General features: G+C 69.9%; 30 protein-coding genes. 28 read left to right on the forward strand and 2 right to left on the reverse strand.

Annotated elements, in window-relative coordinates:
• Positions 1–7: 7 nt before the first annotated feature.
• The 28 genes from G3I78_RS16310 (at position 8) to G3I78_RS16445 (ending at position 19,106) form a co-directional block, all read left to right on the forward strand.
• On the forward strand, positions 8–388 hold the full coding sequence (locus tag G3I78_RS16310) for a hypothetical protein (protein ID WP_164424942.1): 381 nt from the start codon (positions 8–10) through the stop codon (positions 386–388).
• Between the two features lie 45 nt (positions 389–433).
• A complete protein-coding gene (locus G3I78_RS51195) occupies positions 434–835 on the forward strand; it encodes a holin (RefSeq protein ID WP_203615006.1) in 402 nt (133 codons plus the stop codon).
• Between the two features lie 154 nt (positions 836–989).
• Positions 990–1,472 (forward strand): phage terminase small subunit P27 family, encoded by a 483-nt coding sequence (locus tag G3I78_RS16320; RefSeq protein ID WP_164424944.1) that lies wholly within the window; start codon positions 990–992, stop codon positions 1,470–1,472.
• A gap of 16 nt (positions 1,473–1,488) precedes the next feature.
• Entirely contained in the window at positions 1,489–3,312 is a 1,824-nt protein-coding gene (locus G3I78_RS16325; protein WP_164424946.1) for a terminase TerL endonuclease subunit, read from the forward strand.
• A 12-nt stretch (positions 3,313–3,324) separates the two neighbouring features.
• Complete coding sequence (locus G3I78_RS16330; protein ID WP_164424948.1) at positions 3,325–3,528, forward strand: hypothetical protein; 204 nt, start codon at positions 3,325–3,327, stop codon at positions 3,526–3,528.
• Positions 3,528–5,576 (forward strand): phage portal protein, encoded by a 2,049-nt coding sequence (locus G3I78_RS16335; RefSeq protein WP_164424950.1) that lies wholly within the window; start codon positions 3,528–3,530, stop codon positions 5,574–5,576. Before G3I78_RS16330 ends, G3I78_RS16335 begins: the two co-directional genes overlap by 1 nt.
• Positions 5,573–5,743 carry a hypothetical protein gene (locus G3I78_RS16340; protein ID WP_164424952.1) on the forward strand — a complete coding sequence of 57 codons (171 nt, stop codon included), beginning with the start codon at positions 5,573–5,575 and terminating at the stop codon, positions 5,741–5,743. The genes G3I78_RS16335 and G3I78_RS16340 overlap by 4 nt, the downstream gene beginning before the upstream one ends.
• On the forward strand, positions 5,740–6,498 hold the full coding sequence (locus G3I78_RS16345) for a hypothetical protein (protein ID WP_164424954.1): 759 nt from the start codon (positions 5,740–5,742) through the stop codon (positions 6,496–6,498). Before G3I78_RS16340 ends, G3I78_RS16345 begins: the two co-directional genes overlap by 4 nt.
• A 61-nt stretch (positions 6,499–6,559) precedes the next feature.
• On the forward strand, positions 6,560–7,768 hold the full coding sequence (locus G3I78_RS16350; protein ID WP_164424956.1) for a phage major capsid protein: 1,209 nt from the start codon (positions 6,560–6,562) through the stop codon (positions 7,766–7,768).
• 52 nt (positions 7,769–7,820) lie between these two features.
• Entirely contained in the window at positions 7,821–8,213 is a 393-nt protein-coding gene (locus tag G3I78_RS16355) for a hypothetical protein (RefSeq protein ID WP_164424958.1), read from the forward strand.
• Between the two features lie 9 nt (positions 8,214–8,222).
• Positions 8,223–8,570, forward strand: a complete 348-nt coding sequence (locus tag G3I78_RS16360) for a hypothetical protein (protein ID WP_164424961.1) — start codon at positions 8,223–8,225, stop codon at positions 8,568–8,570.
• Positions 8,570–9,142, forward strand: a complete 573-nt coding sequence (locus tag G3I78_RS16365) for a hypothetical protein (RefSeq protein ID WP_164424963.1) — start codon at positions 8,570–8,572, stop codon at positions 9,140–9,142. Before G3I78_RS16360 ends, G3I78_RS16365 begins: the two co-directional genes overlap by 1 nt.
• On the forward strand, positions 9,139–9,492 hold the full coding sequence (locus G3I78_RS16370; protein WP_343243772.1) for a head-tail adaptor protein: 354 nt from the start codon (positions 9,139–9,141) through the stop codon (positions 9,490–9,492). The genes G3I78_RS16365 and G3I78_RS16370 overlap by 4 nt, the downstream gene beginning before the upstream one ends.
• A complete protein-coding gene (locus G3I78_RS16375) occupies positions 9,485–9,823 on the forward strand; it encodes a hypothetical protein (RefSeq protein WP_164424965.1) in 339 nt (112 codons plus the stop codon). Before G3I78_RS16370 ends, G3I78_RS16375 begins: the two co-directional genes overlap by 8 nt.
• On the forward strand, positions 9,823–9,987 hold the full coding sequence (locus G3I78_RS16380; protein WP_164424967.1) for a hypothetical protein: 165 nt from the start codon (positions 9,823–9,825) through the stop codon (positions 9,985–9,987). The genes G3I78_RS16375 and G3I78_RS16380 overlap by 1 nt, the downstream gene beginning before the upstream one ends.
• A 4-nt stretch (positions 9,988–9,991) precedes the next feature.
• Complete coding sequence (locus tag G3I78_RS16385; RefSeq protein ID WP_164424969.1) at positions 9,992–10,234, forward strand: hypothetical protein; 243 nt, start codon at positions 9,992–9,994, stop codon at positions 10,232–10,234.
• A complete protein-coding gene (locus tag G3I78_RS16390; RefSeq protein WP_164424971.1) occupies positions 10,224–10,616 on the forward strand; it encodes an HK97-gp10 family putative phage morphogenesis protein in 393 nt (130 codons plus the stop codon). The genes G3I78_RS16385 and G3I78_RS16390 overlap by 11 nt, the downstream gene beginning before the upstream one ends.
• Positions 10,613–11,041, forward strand: a complete 429-nt coding sequence (locus G3I78_RS16395; protein WP_164424973.1) for a DUF3168 domain-containing protein — start codon at positions 10,613–10,615, stop codon at positions 11,039–11,041. The genes G3I78_RS16390 and G3I78_RS16395 overlap by 4 nt, the downstream gene beginning before the upstream one ends.
• Positions 11,042–11,096: 55 nt before the next feature.
• Positions 11,097–11,528 carry a phage tail tube protein gene (locus G3I78_RS16400; protein ID WP_164424975.1) on the forward strand — a complete coding sequence of 144 codons (432 nt, stop codon included), beginning with the start codon at positions 11,097–11,099 and terminating at the stop codon, positions 11,526–11,528.
• Between the two features lie 34 nt (positions 11,529–11,562).
• On the forward strand, positions 11,563–11,979 hold the full coding sequence (locus tag G3I78_RS16405; protein ID WP_164424977.1) for a hypothetical protein: 417 nt from the start codon (positions 11,563–11,565) through the stop codon (positions 11,977–11,979).
• Positions 11,980–11,993: 14 nt separating this feature from the next.
• Entirely contained in the window at positions 11,994–12,281 is a 288-nt protein-coding gene (locus G3I78_RS16410; RefSeq protein WP_164424979.1) for a DUF4035 domain-containing protein, read from the forward strand.
• On the forward strand, positions 12,262–13,848 hold the full coding sequence (locus G3I78_RS16415) for a hypothetical protein (protein ID WP_164424981.1): 1,587 nt from the start codon (positions 12,262–12,264) through the stop codon (positions 13,846–13,848). Before G3I78_RS16410 ends, G3I78_RS16415 begins: the two co-directional genes overlap by 20 nt.
• A gap of 1 nt (position 13,849) precedes the next feature.
• Complete coding sequence (locus tag G3I78_RS16420) at positions 13,850–16,651, forward strand: hypothetical protein (RefSeq protein ID WP_164424983.1); 2,802 nt, start codon at positions 13,850–13,852, stop codon at positions 16,649–16,651.
• A gap of 9 nt (positions 16,652–16,660) precedes the next feature.
• Complete coding sequence (locus tag G3I78_RS16425; protein ID WP_164424985.1) at positions 16,661–17,161, forward strand: hypothetical protein; 501 nt, start codon at positions 16,661–16,663, stop codon at positions 17,159–17,161.
• 10 nt (positions 17,162–17,171) lie between these two features.
• Complete coding sequence (locus tag G3I78_RS16430) at positions 17,172–17,390, forward strand: hypothetical protein (RefSeq protein ID WP_164424987.1); 219 nt, start codon at positions 17,172–17,174, stop codon at positions 17,388–17,390.
• A gap of 105 nt (positions 17,391–17,495) precedes the next feature.
• Positions 17,496–18,416, forward strand: coding sequence for an N-acetylmuramoyl-L-alanine amidase (locus G3I78_RS16435; RefSeq protein ID WP_203615007.1), 921 nt, complete (start codon positions 17,496–17,498; stop codon positions 18,414–18,416).
• Between the two features lies 1 nt (position 18,417).
• Positions 18,418–18,744, forward strand: coding sequence for a hypothetical protein (locus G3I78_RS16440; RefSeq protein WP_164424989.1), 327 nt, complete (start codon positions 18,418–18,420; stop codon positions 18,742–18,744).
• Positions 18,741–19,106, forward strand: a complete 366-nt coding sequence (locus G3I78_RS16445) for a hypothetical protein (protein WP_164424991.1) — start codon at positions 18,741–18,743, stop codon at positions 19,104–19,106. The genes G3I78_RS16440 and G3I78_RS16445 overlap by 4 nt, the downstream gene beginning before the upstream one ends.
• A gap of 48 nt (positions 19,107–19,154) precedes the next feature.
• On the opposite strand, the gene G3I78_RS16450 is transcribed toward G3I78_RS16445, so the two are convergent.
• Together G3I78_RS16450 and G3I78_RS16455 are read right to left on the reverse strand one after the other, a co-directional pair.
• Complete coding sequence (locus G3I78_RS16450; protein WP_164424993.1) at positions 19,155–19,694, reverse strand: flavoprotein; 540 nt, start codon at positions 19,692–19,694, stop codon at positions 19,155–19,157.
• Positions 19,691–20,905 carry a helix-turn-helix transcriptional regulator gene (locus G3I78_RS16455; protein WP_164424995.1) on the reverse strand — a complete coding sequence of 405 codons (1,215 nt, stop codon included), beginning with the start codon at positions 20,903–20,905 and terminating at the stop codon, positions 19,691–19,693. Before G3I78_RS16455 ends, G3I78_RS16450 begins: the two co-directional genes overlap by 4 nt.
• Positions 20,906–20,915 lie beyond the last annotated feature (10 nt).

Below are 20,915 nucleotides of genomic sequence, written 5' to 3' on the forward strand. Positions count from 1 at the left end.
GGGGATCATGCGCACCCGCGCCACCATCACAGCGTCCGGCTTAGCCCTGCTCGCGCTCACCAGCTGCGCCAGCCAGACCACCAGCGAGACCGCCGACCACCGGCCGCCCACAGCCGCAACGTCCGCAGCCACCACCGGCACCACCGGCAGCGTCGACCTCATCATCCCCGGCGCCACCACCGCCCAGGCCCAGGCCGCCATCCGGGCGTACGCCCGAAACATCCGCGGACCCGAGCTGTACTACCTCAAGGTCCAGCACAGCCGAGACGCCACGCGGTACGTCTGCCGAGCCCGCTGGTACGCCGACGCCGACTCCTACCGGGCCCACGCCGGCCCCGGCACTACCGCTCCCGGCACCTGGCCCTACCTCGCGCTCAACTGCCCCTGAGCACCGCAGCACCTCCTGGGTCCGGCCCCATGGAGGTGAGCCCACATGCCCTCCCGCGCTCCTCGCCCGTGCACGACAGGCAGCTGCCCGGGCACCCCCGTACGCGGCTCGGCCAAGTGCGCTGACTGCCTGGCCCGCTCCCGCCGTCCCCGCCCCTCGGCCTCAGCCCAGGGCTACGGCGCCGAGCACCGCGACCGCTTCCGCGCCGGAGTCCTCGCCAAGCACCCGAGCTGCGTGTGCACCGAGGAGACCCACGACCACGCCGCGCCGTGCGGCGCGCCCAGCGAGCATGCCGACCACTGGCCGCTGTCCAAGCGCGAGCTGAGAGAGCGGGACTGGGACGAGCATGACCCCAGGCACGGCCGCGGCCTGTGCCACCCCTGCCACTCCAAGGAGACCGGCCGCAACCAGCCCGCCGGCTGGAACGACGAGGCACCGCCGTTCTGACAGAGCGTGAGGGGAGGGGGCCTCCGATCCCTGGCTCCTGGGGACCGCGGAACGCGGGGGGGAGCCCCCTCTCGCGCTGACAGGTAACGGGATCCGCCGTACCGGGGCCGCCGCCGTAACGATGAGTGACCGTCCGAGGCGGCCGGAGGTGGTCATGGGGAAGCGCGGACCGGTCGGGAAGCCGACCGCACTGCGGGTGCTGCACGGCGACCGCAAGGACCGGATCAACACCGACGAGCCGCAGCCCGACGCCGGCGAGGTCGCCCCACCCGACTGGCTCGGCGACCGTGCCCTGGAGGTCTGGGACGGCTACGCCCCCGAGCTGGAGGCCAAGCGCGTCCTGACCCCGTGGGACGTCGAGGCCTTCGCGAACTGGTGCGACGCCGTGGCCCGTCGGCGGGACGCCGCCGAGCACGTCGACGAGGAGGGCGCCGTCGTCGAGCTGAACGTCTTCAACAAGAACGGCGAGCTCACCGGGACACGGCGCGCGAAGAACCCGTGGCTCCTCGCCCTCGACGCCGCCGACGTCCAAGTCCAGCGGTACGGCGCCCGCTTCGGCCTCACCCCGTCCGACCGGGCAGGGCTGAAGATCCCGAACGAGGGCAACGGCCAGGGCGCGGAGCGGCTGCTGTCCTGAACCTCGGGAGGGTGCCATGTCCCCGGCCGCGACGACCCGGCGCCCCGCCCGCAGCAAGGCCGCCACCCGCCCGCGCCGTACGACGAGGCGGCGCGTCCTCAAGGTCGACCACCACAAGCGGTGGCGGCCGGCCTCCCGCCGCGGCGGCACGTGCGGCTACACCCTCGACGGGAAGACGTGCACCCGGCGGGGCGCGCACTACTGCGAGCCGCGCGCCGACAAGGTCGTCAAGTTCTTCGCCGAGCTGCTCATCCACCCCGCCGGCGCGCTCGCCAACACCCGCTTCGAACTCGCGCCGTGGCAAGAGCACGAGATCATCCGGCCCCTGTTCGGCGAGGTGGTCTGGTCCGAGCAGTGGGGCCGCTACGTCCGCCGCTACTCCCGGGCGACGATCGTCATGGCCCGCAAGAACGGCAAGAGCGCGCTGCTCTCGGGGATCGCGCTGTACATGCTCGTCGGGGACGGCGAGGAGTCCGCAGAGATCTACTGTGCGGCCGCCAACACTCGCCAGGCCGGGAAGGTGTTCGAGCCCGCGGTCAAGATGATGCGGAAGTCGCCGATCCTCGCGGCGCGGCTGAAGCACATCAAGAACATCCGCCGCCTGGTCGACGAGAAGACCTCCAGCCACTACGAGGCGATCCCCTCCGACGCCGACAACGAACTCGGGCACAGCCCGCACTGCTTCATCCTCGACGAGGTCCTCAGCCAGCCGGACGACACGCTGTGGAAGGCCATGGTCACCGGCGCCGGCGCGCGCACGCAGCCGCTCATGCTGGCGATCACCACCGAGACGACCGACCAGGTCTCCTTCGGGGCCGAGTTCATCGACGAGGCCGACCGGGTCATGGAAGACCCGGCCCGGGCGCCGCACCACTTCGCCTACGTGCGCAAGATGCCGCGCGACGTCGACGAGCTGGAGCGGCTGTGGCGGCTGTTCCCCGCGCGGCCCGAGCTGCCCGTCAGCCTCGACCCGTGGGACGAGAAGAACTGGGCCTGGCCCAACCCGGCCCTCGGCAGCTTCCTGTCCGTGCAGGCCCTGCGCGAGGACGCCATCGAGGCCCGCACAGACCTGTCCAAGGAGAACGGGTTCCGCCAGTTCCGCCTCAACCAGCGCGTCTCGCAGGTCACCCGCTGGATCTCCATGGACCTGTGGAACGCCCGCACCGGCGAGGTCGCACCGACGCCGGACTGGGTCCGCGGCCGCCTCAAGGGGCAACGCTGCTGGGGCGGTCTGGACCTGTCCAGCAAGCTCGACCTCACCGCCTACGCGCTGGTCTTCCCCGGGGGCGAGGTGCTGTGGCGGTTCTGGATCCCCGAGTCGGTCGTACCGCAGCTCGCCGAGCACACCGGCGGCAAGTTCGCCGAGTGGGTCGAGGACGGCTGGATCACCGCGACCGACGGCGACACGATCGACTACGACACGATCTACGACGACATCGAGACCGACCACAAGGCGTTCCGGATCGTCGACATCACCTACGACAAGTGGAGCGGCGAGCCCGTACGGCAGGAGATCGTCAAGCGCACCCGGCTGACCATGGTCGAGTCGGACACCACCTACCTGCGGATGACCCCGCCCATGGCCGAGCTGATGCGCCGGCTGAAGTCGAAGGACGACGAGCTGCGCCACTTCGGCAACCCGGTCGCCCGGTGGATGGCCGACACCGTCGAGAAGAAGTCCCCGCGCGATGACCCCGACCGGCTGCGCCCGGTCAAGCCCGACCGCGACAAGACCGGCAAGCGCATCGACGGCATCCCCGCCCTGCTGTTCGCGCTCGACGGCTCGATGCGCGGCCTGCCCAAGAAGTCCGTGTACGAGAGCCGGGGCATGCTCGGCTGATTGGGGGGACCGGTGGATCGCTGGGATGTGCTCGGCCTGGCCGGAGTCCTGCTCCTGGGGGGCGGCCTGGGCCTGCTGGCCCCCTGGCTGGGCATCGCCTCGGCGGGCCTGGTCCTCCTCACCGTCGCCGTCTGCGGAGCGGTCGCCGCGCAGGGCGCGGCCGCGCGCGAGCGGCTCGCCAAGGCCGTCGAGGCGGCGAAGGGCGGTGAGGGCTGATGGGCTTCCTGCGTACCGCGGTGCAGGCCGTCGAGCGCGCCACGTCCGGCCCGCTGTCGGGGATCGCCACCCCGGAGAAGTGGGTCGAGGAGTGGTGGACCGGCGGCATCCACAACAGTGCCGGCGTCCGCGTCGACCAGGAGACGGCGATGATGTACGCGCCGTACTTCGCGGGCGTGCGCGTGATCTCCGAGGACGTCGGCGGCCTGCCGCTGCTCATGTACGAGCGCCTTGAGCGCGGCAAGCAGCGGGCCACCGACCACCCGCTGTACGCGCTGCTGCACGACGCCCCCAACGACATGATGGGCGCGCTCGCCTTCCGGGAGAACCTGACCGGGCACTGCATGAACTGGGGCCGCGGCGCCGCCTACGTCGTCACCCACCAGCGCACCGGGGTCATCGAGGAGCTGTGGCCGCTGCGCCCCGACCGGCTGCACGTGAAGTGCCGGCGCATGGGCAACGGCCGCTTCCAGCGCTGGTACCAGTACCTCGACGACGTCAACGGGATCTACGCCAACCTCGCCCCCGGCGAGGTCCTGTTCGTGGGCGGGGTCGGCGACAACGGCCTGGGCGGGCACTCCATCGTCGAGCTGGCCGCGAACTCGATCGGCCTGGGACTGGCGACCGAGCACTACGGCGCCAAGACCTTCGACAACAACAGCGCCCCGGGCGGCATCCTCACCCACCCGGACACCGTGTCGGACGAGGCCCGCAAGCGGATGCGCGCCGACTGGGAGAACCTGCACCGCGGCATCAACCGGGCCGGCCTCATGGCGATCATGGAGGAGGGCGTCACCTGGACGTCGGTGGGTCTGCCCAACGACGCGAACCAGTTCCTGGAGACGCGCAAGCTCCAGGTGACCGACATGTCGCGGTGGCTGCGGCTGCCCCCGCACATGATCGGCGACCTCGACCGGGCCACGTTCTCCAACATCGAGCAGCAGCAGCTCGACTACGTGTCGATGGCGCTGGCGTCCTGGCTGACCCGCTGGGAACAGGCGATCGTCACGCAGCTGCTGCTGCCCGAGGAGCGGGCCCGCTACTTCCCCGAGCACCTGGTCGACGCGCTGCTGCGCGGCGACACCGCCGCCCGGTACGCGGCGTACGCGATCGGCCGCCAGTGGGGATGGCTGTCCGCGAACGACGTGCGCGAGCGGGAGAACATGAACCCCGTCGACGGCGGCGACGCCTACCTGGTCCCGCTCAACATGGTGCCCGCCGCCGGCAGCAGCGACGCTGGGCCCGCGCGCTCGATCATGCGGCTGGCCCGGGCCCTGCGCGGCCGCCGCTCCTGGAAGGCCCGGGCCAACGTCACGGACGCCTGGGTCTCGAAGATCGTCGACGCGGACCAAGAGGTCGCCGACCTGGAGGCGGAGAAGGTAGGCAAGCTCGTCGACGAGCACCTGCCCGCCCCCGACGAGGACACCGACGGCGGCCGCGGCCGCCGCTCGGTCCTCGCGTTCCTGGCCGCGCTCCGCACGCTGTACGCGGATGACGGCCCGATCGCCGAGCGGATGACGAGCCTGTGGCTGCCGATCTTCACGTCCTTCGCCGCCGACGTCGCGACCGAGGCGGCCGACGAGGTCGGGTACGAGGACGACGTCGACCTGTCCAAGTGGTCGCGCGCGTACGTGCAGTCGCACGTCGGCTACCGGATCTCGTCCAGCTTCGGCCAGTTGCGGAAGATCGCGGATGAGTCCGAGTCCGACCAGGTCGCCGCCGACATCGTCGCCCGGTTCACGAAGTGGCAGGACGAGCGGCCGCAGGAGGTGGCCCGGTGGGAGGGCACCCAGCTCTCCAACGCGGCCGCCCGCGAGACCTGGAAGGACGCCGGGGTCCGCTCGCTGAAGTGGGTCACCCAGGGCTCGAAGACCTGCCCGTACTGCAAGAAGCTCGACGGCGCCACCACGCCGATCGAGGACCCGTTCATCAGCAAGGGCGATGAGCTCGACGGTGACGCCGAGGGCGAGAAGCTCACCGCCAAGCGGAACACCTTCCACCCGCCCGTGCACGTGGGCTGTGACTGTCAGGTGGTGCCCGTCCCATGAGCCAGCCCAGCGAGGAGTACCTGCGCGGATGGCGTGACGGCTACGGCGCCGGCCGCGACGACGAGGCCGCGGACGCACCCCTGCGCGAGGGGCCCACCGACGTCCGGCGCCAGCAACCTCACTCGCCGCGCGATCGGCAGATACGAGACCCCGGGAGGAACCGATGAAGGTCAGGGACCGGCGCGGCCGCCACTACACGCGCGGCTTCGTGCAGCGCGCCGACGGCGACGGCGACACGGACAAGGCGATGGGCAGTCCGCTGCCGATCGTCGCCGCCACGGCGGGCCGCAAGGGAGACGGCCTCAACCTGCTCATGGACGGCGTCGACCTTGAGCGCTTCCAGTCCAACCCCGTGATCGGCTACGGCCACAGCTACTGGGGTGTCGAGGGCCTGCCCAAGGGCCGAGCCCAGGACACCCGCGTCGACGGCGACCAGCTGCTCATGGACGTCGTCTTCGACCAGGACGACGACTTCGCCACCACCATCGAGCGCAAGTACCGCAACAAGTTCCTCAACGCGTTCTCGATCGGCTTCGACGTCCACGACATCGACGACGAAGGCACCGTCAAGGCCTGGGAGCTGTTCGAGGTCTCCGCAGTACCGCTTCCCATGGACCCCAGCGCCCTGGTCGCCGACGGCCGCGCCGACCAGCTGGCCGTCATGCGCGCGCTCGGCCTGGACCAGCGGGGCCCGGGCGGCGAGGCCTTCGCCCAGGCCGTCATGACGAAGCTCGCCGAGCTGGAGATCGGAGCCCTGCGTGCGGGCGCGGTGCTGTCGAAGAAGAACAAGGCCCTGGTGCAGAACGCCGTCGATGCGCTGAGCGAGCTGCTCGCGGCGGCCGGCACCGATGACGAGGACGACGACGCCCGCGCGGCCGCCGACGCCCACAAGGCCCGCCTGCTGCGGCTTGCAGGCCTCTGACCCACCACTCCCGCCCCCGGCACACCGGCGGCACCACCCACACCCACGAGGGGACGGAAGCATGACCACTCTCAAGATCCGCGAGCTCAAGGCGAAGCGGACCAAGCTCGGCGCCGACGCCAAGGCGATCATGGAGGAGGCGACCAGCGCCGGCCGCGCCATGAACGGCGAGGAGAACACCCGCTTCGACAAGCTGATGGACGAGCGCGACCAGATCGACGCCACCATCGAGCGGGCCGAGAAGCTGCTGGAGGACGAGCGGGACAAGGTCGACGACCTCCCCGACGACAAGCGTGGCAAGGGCGGCGACGAGACGGCCGAGGCCAAGGCGTTCCGCGCCTACCTCCTCAACGGCCGCGCCCAGCTGACCGAGCAGCAGGCCCGCGCCCTGAACATGGGCAGCGACCCCGAGGGCGGGTTCCTCATGGCGCCGCAGCAGTTCGTGCAGGAACTGCTTCAGGCCGTCGACGACATGGTCGCCATCCGCCGGCTAGCCACGGTGCAGCAGATCACGACCGCCGAGTCCCTCGGTGTGCCGACCCTGGACACCGACCTCAACGACGCCGACTGGACGTCCGAGGTGTCCACCGGCAGCCAGGACGACAGCCTGCGCTTCGGCAAGCGGGAGCTGCGGCCCAACCCGGTCGCCAAGCGCGTCAAGGTGAGCCGTACGCTGCTGCGGCGCGCGGCGATCAGCCCCGAGAACATCGTGCGCCAGCGCCTGGAGTACAAGTTCGGCGTGACGCAGGAGAAGGCGTTCATGACCGGCGACGGCAACAAGAAGCCGCTGGGCCTGTTCACCGCCTCCAGCGACGGCATCCCCGCCTCGCGGGACGTCGCCACCGGGAGCGCGACCGGCTTCACCAGCGACGGCCTGATCGACGCCAAGTACTCGCTCAAGTCCCAGTACTGGGCCAAGGCGCGGTGGCTGTTCCACCGCGACGCGATCCGCATCGTCCGCAAGATCAAGGACGACAACGGTCAGTATGTGTGGCAGCCGGGCCTTGCCGCGGACCGCCCCGACACCGTCCTCGACTCTCCGTACGAGGTCAACGAGTTCGTGCCCAACACCTTCACCAACGGCAACTACGTGGGGATGTTCGGCGACTTCTCCTTCTACTGGATCGTCGACGCGCTCGCCATGGACATCCAGCGCCTGGTCGAGCTGTACGCCGAGACCAACCAGGTCGGGTTCATCGGCCGCATGGAGTCCGACGGCATGCCCGTCATGGCCGAGGCGTTCGTCCGCCTCAAGGCCGCCACCTCCTGACCCGCGGCCGCGGCCGCACTCTCCGACGGAACGATCCTCCGGAAGGAAACCCATGAGCGACCTCAAGAGCCACATCAGCGTGGTGCAGTCCCTGGCGCCCGCCTCCAGGACCGCGACGGCGAACGGTACCGGCGTGGACCTGGCCGGCTTCGACGCCGCGACCGTCGTCCTCGACCTCGGCGCGATCAGCGGCACCACGCCGTCGTTCACGTTCGAGGTGCAGGAGTCGAGCGACAACAGCAGCTTCGCCGCGGTGGCGGCCGCCGACCTCGACAGCGGCCAGCCCGCCGCGGTGACCGCCGGCGGTGCGGTCGTCGAGATCGGCTACCGCGGCATCAAGCGCTACCTGCGCGCGGCCGTCACCGTCGTGGGCGGCACCTCGACCCCGACCCTGCTGTGCTCGGCCACCGTCGTGCGCGGCAACCCGCGCAAGCTCCCCGCCTGAGAGGACACCATGCGCATCACCATGAAGACCCTGTCGGCTCACCCCGAGGGCACGCTGGAGAACGGCAAGACGTACGACGTGCCCGGGCAGTGCAGCGAGGACCGTGCCGTCGAGCTCCTCGACGGCGGGTACGCGGTCCTCGCCGAGGAGGACCTGGCGGCCGCCGGCCCGGGCACCCGGGCCGAGCCCGACACCGAGATCGAGGCCGACAAGCCGCTGGAGAAGCGGACCGTCGAGCAGCTGAAGGCCTTCGCCGCCGAGCAGCAGATCGACCTGGGTGACGCGTCGAAGAAGGCCGAGATCCTCGACGCGATCACGACCGAGCTCGCGCGGCGTGAGGCGGAGAGCGGCGACTGATGGCGTACGCGACCGCCGAGGAGTTCCGCCTGTTCATCCGGCACGCCGGTCCGTTCACCGAGGAGGAGACGGCGCAGGCGGAGTTCCTCCTCGACCTGGCGGGCGCGTGCATCGAGGAGGAGACCGGGCAGTCCCTGGAGCTGGCCACCGACACGCTCGTCCTGGACGGCGCTGGCGGCCGCAAGCTGGTGCTGCCCCGGTGGCCGGTCACCGCAGTCACCTCCGTGACGCTGCTGAAGGACACCGGTGACGACGAGGTCCTCACGTTCGGAGCGGACCACGACTACACGTGGTCCGCGGCCGGCACCCTCACCCGCGTCGGGGCCTGCTGGCCCGAGGGTGACCGCGCCATCGAGGCCGTCGTCACTGCGGGCCTGGCCTCGTACCCGATGTCGCTGAAGCGGATCGCGATGCGGCTGTGTGTGGCCCCCTGGAGCAACCCGAACAACCTCACCTCGGAGACCCTCGGGGACCTGTCCCGCTCCTACAACACGGCCACCGACGTCGGCATGGAGCTGTCCAACAACGACCGCAAGCTCTTGGGCGCCTACACGGCCAGGACGCAGTCGTGACCGGGCCGATCACCCACCTGCTCAACAGGGAGCTGGAGGTGTGGCGGCCGGTCTCCTCGCCGGACGGCTACGGCGGGCAGACCGCCACCCTGGCCCTTCAGCCCGCGCCGGTCGCCGCGAAGGTCGACCAGCCGTCCGCCTCCGAACGGCTTGTGGCCGCGCAGCTGGACAGTGACCACAGCCACGACATCTACCTCCAGCCGTCCGCCGACGTACGCCGTGGCGACGAGCTGCGCGACGAGGGCACGGGCGAGCAGTGGCGGGTGCTCGCCGTCGTCGCCCCGTCCACGCCCGTCTACCGCAAAGCCCAAGCCCAGCTCATCCAAGGAGAAGGGGAGCCAGATGGCTGACCTGACGACGACCAAGATCTCTGTTGCCTCGGGCATCCTCGACCTCGCGGCCCAGGCGACCGCCGCGGCGGTGGGAGGCGACACCGCCGAGGTAGGCCCCCGCCGGTTCCTGTACGTCAACAACGGCTCGGGCGGATCCATCACCGTCACCCTCGCCACCCCGGGCACCGTGTCCGGACTCGCGGTCGCCGACCCCACCTACGCCATCGCCGCGGGCAAGATGGGGCTGATCCCGCTGGCCAGCGTCTTCCGGGGGACGACCGGCCGCGCGGCCATCACCTACAGCGCCGTGACCACGGTCACGGTCCGCCCGTTCGAACTGCCCGCCTGATGGACGGCGAGCAGCCGCGGCCGCCGCTGCCGCGCGACCCCCTCGAACACCGCCAGGAAGCCGAACGCCTCCTCGACCGCCGCCCCGACCTGGTCATCGCGCACGCGCTGCTCGCGATTGCCGGCGAGCTGGCCCAGATCCGCCGCCAGCTGGGAAAGAGGTGACCGCATGACGATTCCCGAGCTGATCCAAGTCGTTCGGAACGGCAGCAGCTGCCGTGTGTTCGTCGACGGCGAGGAGCTGCCCGCCTCGATCTCACGCGATGACGGCGCCCTGATCGTGGACGTCCACCCGGACACGCTGCCCACCGTCACGGTCAAGCTCCAGGCACACCGGGTGGACGTGGTCAACGACGTGGCAGACGAGGCGGCCGTGCAGAGCCTGCTGAAGGACGGACCCGATGGCGCGTAGGGGACGGGCGCACGTCACCGTCACCGGCATCGCGCGCCTCAAGCGGCGCCTGGAGGATCTGCCCGACGAGATCAGGCAGGGGCTCGCCAAGGGGGTTCAGAAGTCGGCGGAGGCTATCGCCGAGGACGTCGCCCGCAACGTGCCGGTCGACACGAGCGGCCGGGACAGCCACCACCTCAAGGACACCGTCGACATCCGCTACCGCGAGGACGGCCTGATCGCCGAGATCGGCTGGTTCGACCAGCAGGACTACTACGCCCTGTTCGTCGAGTACGGCACCCGCAGCCAGGCCGCACAGCCGACCCTCGGGCCGGCGCTTCAGCGCGAGCGCGGCCGCTACGCGGGGCGGCTGACCGACGAGGTACGGCAGGCCCTGCGGTGAGCGCCCCCGTCCCGGGCCTGGCAGCACTGCCCACCCAGGCCGCCATCCTCGACGCGCTCCTCGCCGACGCCCCCCTCATGGACCTGGTCAAGGGCGTGTACGACTGGGTCGAGGAGAAGCAGCCCTACCCGTACATCGTCATCGGCGAGGCGATGGAGACCCCGGCCAACTCCCATGACCGGTACGGCTCCGAGGTGCTGGAGACCCTGCACATCTGGGACCGCAACCGCGGCTTCGCGCAGAGCCTGACGATCGCGGGCCGCGTGCTCCAGGCCCTGGACCACGCGCCGCTGACCATCGAGGGCCATGTCCACCGGTGGACGCGGTTCGTGTCCCTCCAGACGCTCCGGGACCCCGAGCCCCCGGGCGACATCCGCCACGTGCCGCTGACGTTCCGCATCGGCACCGAGGTCGCCCCCGCGTAGACGTCCGACCACCCACCGGCCCGTGCGCCGGCTCACCCCCAGAAAGGCGGAGACCATGGCCGGTCTTGACGCATTCGGCACCCAGCTCAAGCGCGACACCAACGGCGCCGGCACCTTTTCGGCCGTCGCCAACATCTCAGACGTGTCCGGCCCCTCCCGCTCGCGCGAGGCCATCGAGGTCACCGCCCACGACAGCCCGGACAAGTACCGGGAGTTCGTCAAGGGCCTCAAGGACGGCGGCGAGGTCGAGATCACCATCAACTACGACCCCGGCGACACGACCCACCAGGCGCTCGACGACGACTTCGAGGAGGACGACCTGCGCGACTACCAGGTCGTCATCCTGCCGGGCAAGGCGGATGAGCACACCTGGGAGTTCTCCGCGCTCATCACCGACCTCGGGGACGAGTTCCCCTACGACGACAAGATGGAACGCAAGTGCACCTTCAAGATCTCCGGCAAGCCCACGCTGACCGCGACCGGCTGACCCGGCTGACCACACCAGGAAGGCGGGGAGCGTCATGGCACTGCTGACGAAGGCTCAGATCAACTCGGCCGTCGACCGCGCGTGGGAGGACGTGCCCGTGCCCGAGTGGGGCGAGGGCGCGATGGTCCGGCTGATGGAGCTCACGGCCGCCGACCGGGGCTACATCGAGGCCGGAAGCGTCGTCGCCAACGGGCAGAGCCCGTCGCTGAAGGTCGAGTCGCTCAAGACGTACCGCGAGAAGCTCGTGGGCATGGCCATGGTGGACGAGAAGTTCGAGCGGCTGTACTCCAACAAGGAGATCGCCGCGGGCGAGCTCGGCTCGAAGTCCGGCGCGGTGATCGAGCGGCTGGCGGCTAAGGTCCAGGAGCTGTCGAAGATGGGCCGGTTCGCGGTGAAGGATGCCGAGGGAAACTCCGCAGCCGACCCGAGCGGCTCTTCCGTTTCCGGCTAGCGGAACACCTCGGGATGACCGTGGCCGACCTCGACATGCGGCTGGGGTCGGCGGAACTGACCGAGTGGATGGCCTACGAGAAGATCACCGGTCCGCTCGGCAGGCGCCGCCACGACATCCAGGCGGCGACCATCGCCTCCACCGTCGCCAACGCCAACCGGGGCAAGGGCCGCAAGTTCGAGGTGCGCGACTTCCTGCCGGCCTACGGGCTTAACCGCCAGGGGCCGCAGGAAATGCTGGCGGCCATCCGCGGCATCAACCGGTCGATGGGGGGTGACGAGCATGGCCGACGTGACGATTGAGGTCGCCGCGGACATGGGCAACACGTCCGCGACGATCGACGACGCAGCCGAGAGCGTCGAGAAGCTCGGCGACGCGGCCGGCGACGCGGGCGGTGACCTCGGCCAGGCGGACGGCCAGGCCGGCGGTCTCGCCGGCAGCATGGACAAGGTCGGCATGGGGGCGCTCGGCGCCGCGGGCGCGTTCGCCAGCATGGGCGACATCGTCAACGGCGCCGTCGACCTGTGGAACACGGGGGCGCAGCGGGCTGATGACCTCGCCCGGGCGCAGAACGACGTCGCCCAGGCCGCGCTCGACGTCAAGCAGGCCAACGTCGACATGCGGCAGTCGCAGATCGATGCGAACCAGGCCCAGCTGGACGGCACCCAGTCGGGCATCGACCTCAAGCAGGCCCTGCTGGACCAGAAGGTCGCCCAGAAGGACTACAACGACGCGGTCAAGGAGTTCGGCCCCAACTCCCTTGAGGCTCAGCAGGCGCAGATCGACCTGGAGCAGGCCGACGCGGACGCCACCCAGGCCAAGATCGACGGTAAGCAGGCGACCGCGGACTACAGCCAGGCCACGCTCGACGGCAAGCAGGCGGCCATCGACGCCAGCAACGCCCAGCTCGACCTCAACGAGGCCCAGCGCAACCAGGTCGGCGCGGGCGTCATGGGCAGCTGGGTCGGGGTGGTGTCGCAGGTCGGCACCGCGCTGTTCGGCTTGATCGGAACGTTCGCGCTGTTCGGGGCCGGCACCGTGGCCACCGCGGCGACCGCGGTCGGCTCGGCCGTCGCCACCGCCGCGGCCTGGGTGGGTGCCTGGGTCTCCATGGCCGCCACGGCGGTGGTGGACGCCGCCATCATGGCCGGCGCATGGCTGCTCTCGATCTGGCCGATCGCGCTGATCATCGCGGCTGTCGTCGGTCTGGCCGTGCTCATCATCAAGAACTGGGACTCGATCCGGACCTGGACCGTCAAGATCTTCGAGGCGGTCTGGAGCTGGCTCCAGGGCCTGTGGGACGACGTCGTCGCGCTGTTCAACTGGGCGGTCGCCACGGTGAAGATGATCTTCTTCAACTTCACCCCGCTGGGCATCATCATCAAGAACTGGGGCGCGATCACCGGCTGGGTCTCCCGTCAGTGGAGCGGTATCGCGGCAACGGTCAGCGGCTGGGTCGACAGGATCGGCGGGTTCTTCGATGGCATGTGGGACGGCGTCGTCGGCGGTCTGAAGTGGTCGCTCAACGGGATCATCAGCCTGCTCAACGACGGCATCTACGGCGTGAACAGGCTGATCAGCGGCGCCAACCGCATCCCCGGCGTCGACATCCCGTTCCTGCCCTACGTCCCCTACCTCGCCGAGGGAGGCGTCACCACCGGCCCCACCCTGGCCATGATCGGTGAGGGACGCGAGCAGGAGACCGTGCTTCCCCTGAGCAAGCTCCAGGGGCTGCTGGACATGAAGGGCGGCGGCCAGCCGCCCGTCGTGTTCGACGTGCGCGGCAACGACCCGGCGTTCCAGGAGTGGTTCCAGGGCATGGTCCGCAGCCGGGCCGGCGGCGACGTCGTTGTGTTCGCGGGAGGATGACATGGCACTGCCCCCGAGCCTGTGGGCCGAGCTGTTCTTCGACGGCTCCTGGAACGACATCACCCCGGACGTACGGCAGACCGCTGCCGTCACCGTGACCCGGGGGCAGACGTCCGAGTCCAGCAGCTCGGTGCCCCCTACGTCGTCCTCGCTCGTGCTGGACGACCGGAGCCGCCGGTACGCCCCGCGCAACCCCCGCAGCGAGCTGTACGACAAGATCGGCCGCAACACGCCCCTGCGCTGGGGGTACCGCGAGGGATCTCCGTGGGTGCAGTCGGACGGCACCGGCACCAGCGTGCTCACGACCCCCACCCAGACGGCCTTCAACGTGACCGACCTGGACGTCCGCCTCGACATCGCCCTGGAGTCCTGGGAGGAGCATCAGGGGCTGGCATCCCGGTTCACGGCCTCCGGCGACAACCGGAGCTGGGGCATCTACCTGGGAGGCTCAGGACAGCTCGCGCTCGCCTGGTCCGCCACGGGCTCCTCGACCATCATCACCCGGTTCTCCACCGACCCGGTGAATGCGTACAACGGCCAGCGCATCGCCATCCGGGTCACCCTCGACGTCGACAACGGGGCCTCCGGCTACACGCTGAAGTTCTTCACGGGGCGCACCGTGGACGACCAGGAGCACGAATGGACACAGCTCGGTGACGCGATCACGGGCGGAGCCACCACCGCGGTCTTCGCCGCCAGCTCGCAGATCGAGTTCGGCGACGTCTCCGGCCTGGTCCTGCCCTGCCTCACCGGCAAGGGCTACGCCATGAAGCTGATGACGTCCATCGGCGGCAGCACAGCCATGCGGATGACGACGCAGGACGCCTCCCCGGGCGTCACGTCGTTCACGTCCAACGGCCTGGTGTGGACCGTGACGGGTACGGGCGTCTCGCTGTCGAACCAGCACGTCCGCATGTCCGGCGAGGTGCCTGAATGGCCGTCCACCCGGGACCGCTCGGGCAACGACACCAGCGTCACCGTGGCTCCGACCGACGTCACGCGCCGGATGGACTCCGGCAACAAGCCCAGCGAGTCCTCTCTGCTGAGTTTCATCCGGAACAACAACCCGATCGAGTGCTGGCCTCTGACAGACGGAGTCCGAACGGACTACGCGGGGGGTGCTTCTCTTCTTTCCGGTGCTCGCATGACCTACCGGATGGACATCGGAACAGCGGTTCCTGAATGGCAGGGCACGACCCTTGCCCCCTGGATCGAGCCGGTCGCCGCGTTTCAGGCGGAGACTGCCGGCCGGTTGCAGGGGGTTGTCCCCGTAAGCACCGCTGCCGACAGTGCCTGGTCAGTCGACTTCTTCCTGTCCGGCGGCGGCGAGGGTGCCAACGGCGTCCTCGAAATAAACGACCGAGGCGCGGGCACCGACGCGGACAACAAGATCCGAATCCAGATCCTCATGGACGGATCCATCGACGAAATCACGGTCTTCCGTGCGCTTCTCGGAGAAACCTCGTCGTCTTCCACCTCACTGGGCAGCGTGAGCCCGACTGGAATCTTCAACGACAACCAGCCGCACCACATCCGCGTCAGCCTGGATCCCGGAACCACCAACACGACATATGCCATCTACCTGGATGGCGTCTCTGTGCTGTCCGGAACCATGTCCGCAATAGTGGCCAAGGCCGTGCGCGACGTCTCGGTGAACTGGGCCCTCGTCTCCGGCGGCGGAATCAACACTGCCGACATGGGGTGGGGATTCATCACCTACTGGGACGGGACAGGTCCGTCTGCGGCCGCAACGTACAACGCCTACCTGGGGTTCCAGGGCGAGCGCGCAGGAAGCCGTGTCGAACGGCTTGGGTCAGGAAAGGGCATCACGGCCACAGTCAGCGGCCAAATAGCGTCTCAGGAAAGGATGGGAATTCAAACAAGGGGCAAAACCCTTGCACTGATGAGTGACGCAGCCAAGACGGATTTCGGATACGTACTTGGTTGTCGTGACCGCCTGGAGATCATGTACCGGAGCCACAGCACCCTGTGGAATCAGCACCCGGCACTGACGCTGGACTTCTCGGCCGGTCTGCTGTCGGACTACAAATACCGTGACGATGATCTGCTGACCGAGAACGACGTCACCGTCACAAGGGATGGCGGTTCATTCTCACGTCAGGTCCTGGAAGACGGCCGGCTCTCGGTACAGGACTTTCCCGACGGCGTCGGCTTGTACGACGTCGCCTACACCTACAGCCTGTACGCGGACGAGCAGACCGCCCACACGGCGTACATGCTGCTGCACCTGGGAACCTTCGACGGCATCCGCTACACCCGGATCACCCTCGACCTGGCCAACGAGCGCGTGGCCCAGCTGCTCGACGACATCCTGCGCACCGACGTCGGCGACCTGATCCGGCTGACGAACCTCCCCCAGGAGCAGGGAGCGGACGCCGTCGACTCGCTGGTCGTGGGCTACCAGGAGGAGGCCGGCCCCACCTCGTGGAAGATCAATTTCATCTGCGTGCCCGCAGAACCCTGGAACGGCCTCCTCATCGAGGTCGCCCGGCGGGACCGCCTCGACACGGGCGGATGCCAGCTGAACGAGGCCCTCGACGAGACCGAGACCGGCGTGGACGTGCTGACCACGGGGCTGGCCCGGTGGATCGACTCGGCCACCTACGCCGGCGACTTCCCCTTCGACGTCATCACCGGTGGCGAGGTCATGCGGGTGACCGCCTGCACGGGCACCACGGCCACCCAGACCTTCACGGTGACCCGGGCCGTCAACGGCGTGCGGAAGACCCACGCCAGCGGGCAGCCCATCGCCCTGTTCGCCCCCGTCTACTTCCAGCTGTAGGAGGCCGCATTGACCACGCCGATCCTGGCCGGCATGCGGGCAACCGCGGACCGCATCAACGACGCGCACCCGCGGACCATCGCCTACCAGGCGATCACCGCCAACACGTCCAGCGCGACCGCCGAGACGGTGTGGGTGACCACGGGCGCCGTCACCTTCCGCGCCGGCCGCGCCTACCGGATGACCCTGAAGGCACTGATCCAGGGAAACAGCGCCGACAAGGCGACCCTGCGGGTGCGCAAGACGAACGCCTCCGGCTCCGTCTACCTGGACACGTTCCACCAGGGCATCCAGGTCACGAGCAGCAACACCCTCATCTACGTCTCGAACATCTGCGTCAACACCACGGGCGCCGACGTGACCGCGACGGCCCTGGTCGGCACCTTCCAGCGCAGCAGCGGCAGCGCCGCCAGCGTCCTCGTCGCCGCATCAGCCACTCACGTGGCGTACGTCCAGGTCGAGGACATCGGCATCGCGGCCGACTTCCCCAGCGCGACCGCCATCACCTGAGGAGCACCACATGGCAGACGTCCCCTACCCGTACACCCAGGTCAACGCCAGCTACGGCGATATGCAGACGGTCGCATTCGTGATCTACGGAGGCGGCGACGACAACGGACCGGCGGGGACCGACCTGAACTCAGTGGTGGCCGTCGTGCGGACCTATCTGGAGAGCCTGGAGGGCATCGGCGGAACCGTCGCCTCCCGCACGGACCTGCGGAACACGGAGATCACCTGACCGCAGAACCCAGCCGCTGTCACCACACGCCCCGCGCCACCCAGGCCGGGGCTTTACTCATGCCCTGGAGGCACCCATGTTCGACATCACTGTGGAGGCCTCCTGATGGCCGACCCGATGACCGCGACCACCTTCCTGGCCGCGCTGAAAGCCGAGGGCGTCACCGTCGTCGAGGTCGGCGCCTGGCGCACCCACAACCGCAACGCCAAGGGGCCGTGGGGCCCGGTGCACGGGGTGATGCTCCATCACACCGTCACCAAGGGCACCACGGCCACCGTGCGGATCTGCCGCGACGGGTACACGGATCTGCCCGGGCCGCTGTGCCACGGCGTGATCGCCAAGGACGGCCAGGTGCACCTGGTCGGGTACGGCCGCGCCAACCACGCCGGCCTGGGCGACGACGACGTGCTGCGGGCGGTCATCGCCGAGCAGGCCCTGCCCGTCGACGACGAGGCCAACACCGACGGCAACCGGGTCTTCTACGGCTTCGAGTGCGAGAACCTCGGCGACGGCGAGGACCCCTGGCCCGCCGAGCAGCTGCTCGCCATGGAGCGCGTCGCCGCGGCGATCTGCCGGCACCACGGGTGGACGTCCGCCTCGGTGATCCGCCATCTCGACTGGCAGCCCGGGAAGATCGACCCCAAGGGCGTCGACTGGAAGGCGATGCGGGCCAGGATCGCGAAGCGGCTCGGGAGCTCGGCGCCTCCGTCGACGTCGCCGGCGCCGTCGACCCCGACCGTCAGCCTGTCGCGGCTGATCGCCGCCGCCGAGAGCGACCCCGCGAAGTCGGGCACGCCGGTGTCGTACGCCGGCGTGCGGATCGTCGAGGCCGCGCTGGTCGACCTCGGCCTGCTCGCCAAGACGTACCTGGACGGCCACTACGGCAGCGTCACCGTGAAGGCGTACCGGAAGTGGCAGGAGTCCGCAGTCGGTGGCGGCTATCGCGGCGACGACGCCGACGGCATCCCCGGCCTCGACTCCCTCAAGCGGCTCGGCCTGAAGGCCGGATTCAAGGTGGTGGCCTGACATGACGAACTTGTTCGCGAGCTACATGCGCACCCTCGTGCCGTACGGCGTCGCCCTGGTCCTCACCGGTACCGGCTGGCTCGGCATCCCCGTCGACAGCACGACCGCGGCCGGGGCCGTGTCCCTCGGCCTGGGCGCCGCCTACTACGGCGTGTTCCGCGGCCTGGAGTGGGTGGGCGAGCGCCTGCGGTGGCGGCCCCTTCAGCTCGCTGCGGGGGCGCTCCTGGGCTGGGCGCGGCCGCCGGAGTACAAGCCGGCGGCCGCCGGGACGGCCGAGGGCCTGGCCGCCATGCAACGCGTCCTCGGCTCCGACCGGGACCGCAGATGACCGCGCCGGCGCGCCTGCTGGCCGAGAGCACCGGCGTCCCCATCGTCGACGCCGCGGTCATCTGGAGCGTCGCGGCCGTCGCTCTCGCCGGACTGATCGCCCTGGTCTGGCGCCTGGCCCGAGGAGTGCGCCGGATCGTCACCCGGATCGACGACTTCGCCGACGACTGGGCCGGCGTGCCCGCGCGCCCGGGCGTCCCCGAGCGACCCGGCGTCATGGTCCGCCTCGACCGGATCGAGGAGCGCATCAATCAGGTGGGGCACGAGCTCCAGCCCAACAGCGGCTCGACGCTCCGGGACGCTGTCGACCGCGTCGACGCCCGCACCGCCAGCCTCACCACCGACCCCGACACCGAGACATGAGAGCGCCCCCTGTACGGCCCCACACCGGGCCGTACAGGGGGCCTTTCGTCATGCCTCGACCAGGCGCCGGACGCCAGCCAGAGCCCTGTCCCACGGGTACGCCTTCGGGTTCCCCTGCTTCGGCGGATGCGACTGGTACCCGTCGGGCCCGTCGAGTACGAGGACACCCTGCTGCCGCAGCGCGGCGACGGACCGGGCGACAGCGGGCTGTGCGCCCTGGGCCTGATTGAAGTACGGCATCGCCACGACCGGCACACCCATGTTGGCGGCCTCGGAAGGGATGCCGATCGCCACAGTGTCCGAGATTCCTGCGCCCCACTTGTTCAGGGTCGTGCACGACATTGGCGCGACCAGCATCGCGGCCGCCTTCGGCAACTGGTCAGATTCCCAGGGGAGTTTGTACCGCGAACGCACCGGGTGCCCGGTGAGCTCCACCAGCTCCTGCATGCGCGGCTCCCACCAGGTGGCCGCGGCCGGGGTGAGGATGAGGCACACGTCCCAGCCGTCGGCCTGGGCGGTACGCACGCCGTCGTCGATGTGCTGGGTGGGTCCTGCGGCACAGGCGATGAGGTAGAGCACAGGAGTCATGTGCGCAGTCCACAGCGCTTGGCCAGAGCACGCAACTCGCCCCCTGGGTTGGGGACTGCGCCGACGATGTCCTGGACCAGGCGCACCGTGTCCGGGCGTCCTCTGACCTCCTCGGGCGCCAACTCCTCTGCCTTGAGGAGGGACTTCGTGGCCTCGTCCTTGTGCCGTGTCAAGAGCGAAGCGCGTGCCATGGTGACTCGATGGCCGGCCTGCCGCTCTCGGGTCATTTTGGAGAGCGCCTCTGTGTCGAGATCGTTGGCGGCATCGAGGGCCGACCAACCGTCCTCGAACCGGACGAGCATGTCGACCCGGTGCAACCCGACATTGGTGGGCCCGAACATCGTCCAGTCCTCGTTGAGATCCGCCCCCTGGCGGTCGGCGACGTCGGATGCCTCATCGACGTACCCACGGGCCGCCTGCACTCGCGCGGCCGTTCGCTCCTCGGACGACGCGGCGATCGTCGCGGACAGGTAGAGCATGCCCAGGGTGGACAGCCCGAGCGGCCCGCGCTCGGCAAGGTCGGCGGACAAACGGCGCGCGGCCGCCGTCGCGAACTCGACGGCCGCCGCTGGCCGGTTCTGGTAGACGAGGCTCTTCGCCACCCGTCGTGCAGCGGCCCCGATCTGGACTGGATCGCCGGATCGCTCCGCGGCCGCGAGTGCCCGGTCCGCGGCGAGGGCGGCCTGGATAGCCGTTGCCTCCCCGTACTTATGCAGGTACGACGTGACGAGCTGGTACACCCGCGACAGCAGCGCCTGCGCATCGGACTGGTGGCCCACAGACGCCGCGTGCGCAGCCTGGCCTGCCCCGGTGACCAACGCGGGCAACTCGCGGGCGAGGGTGGCGTAGTGGCAGGCCTGGAATGCCTCGCAGCAGTAGTTGAGCTGTCGAGCCAGGGCCGCTGGCGGGAGCGGCTCAGCGTCGGAGGCAGGCGAGTACAGGGCGTCGATAACGCCGAGGGCATAGGCGGGCGGGGCACTGCCCGCGGGTGGTGCGGGCGGGTCGTCGGTCAACAGTTGCTCCAGGGGGACGCGCAGGACGTCGGCCGCGCGCATCAAGACGGAGAGGCGCGGATCCTGCTGGCGCTTCCCGCCCTCGACGTCCTGTACCCAGCGTTTCGTCTGGCCCATGAGCCGGCCGAACTCGGTCTGGGTGAAGGCGCGCCGGTCGCGCCAGTACGCGATGCGGCGGCCGATGCCTGAAGTGTCCACACATGCCCCC

The sequence above is a fragment of the Streptomyces sp. SID13726 genome (assembly GCF_010548375.1).
Lineage (GTDB): Bacteria > Actinomycetota > Actinomycetes > Streptomycetales > Streptomycetaceae > Streptomyces.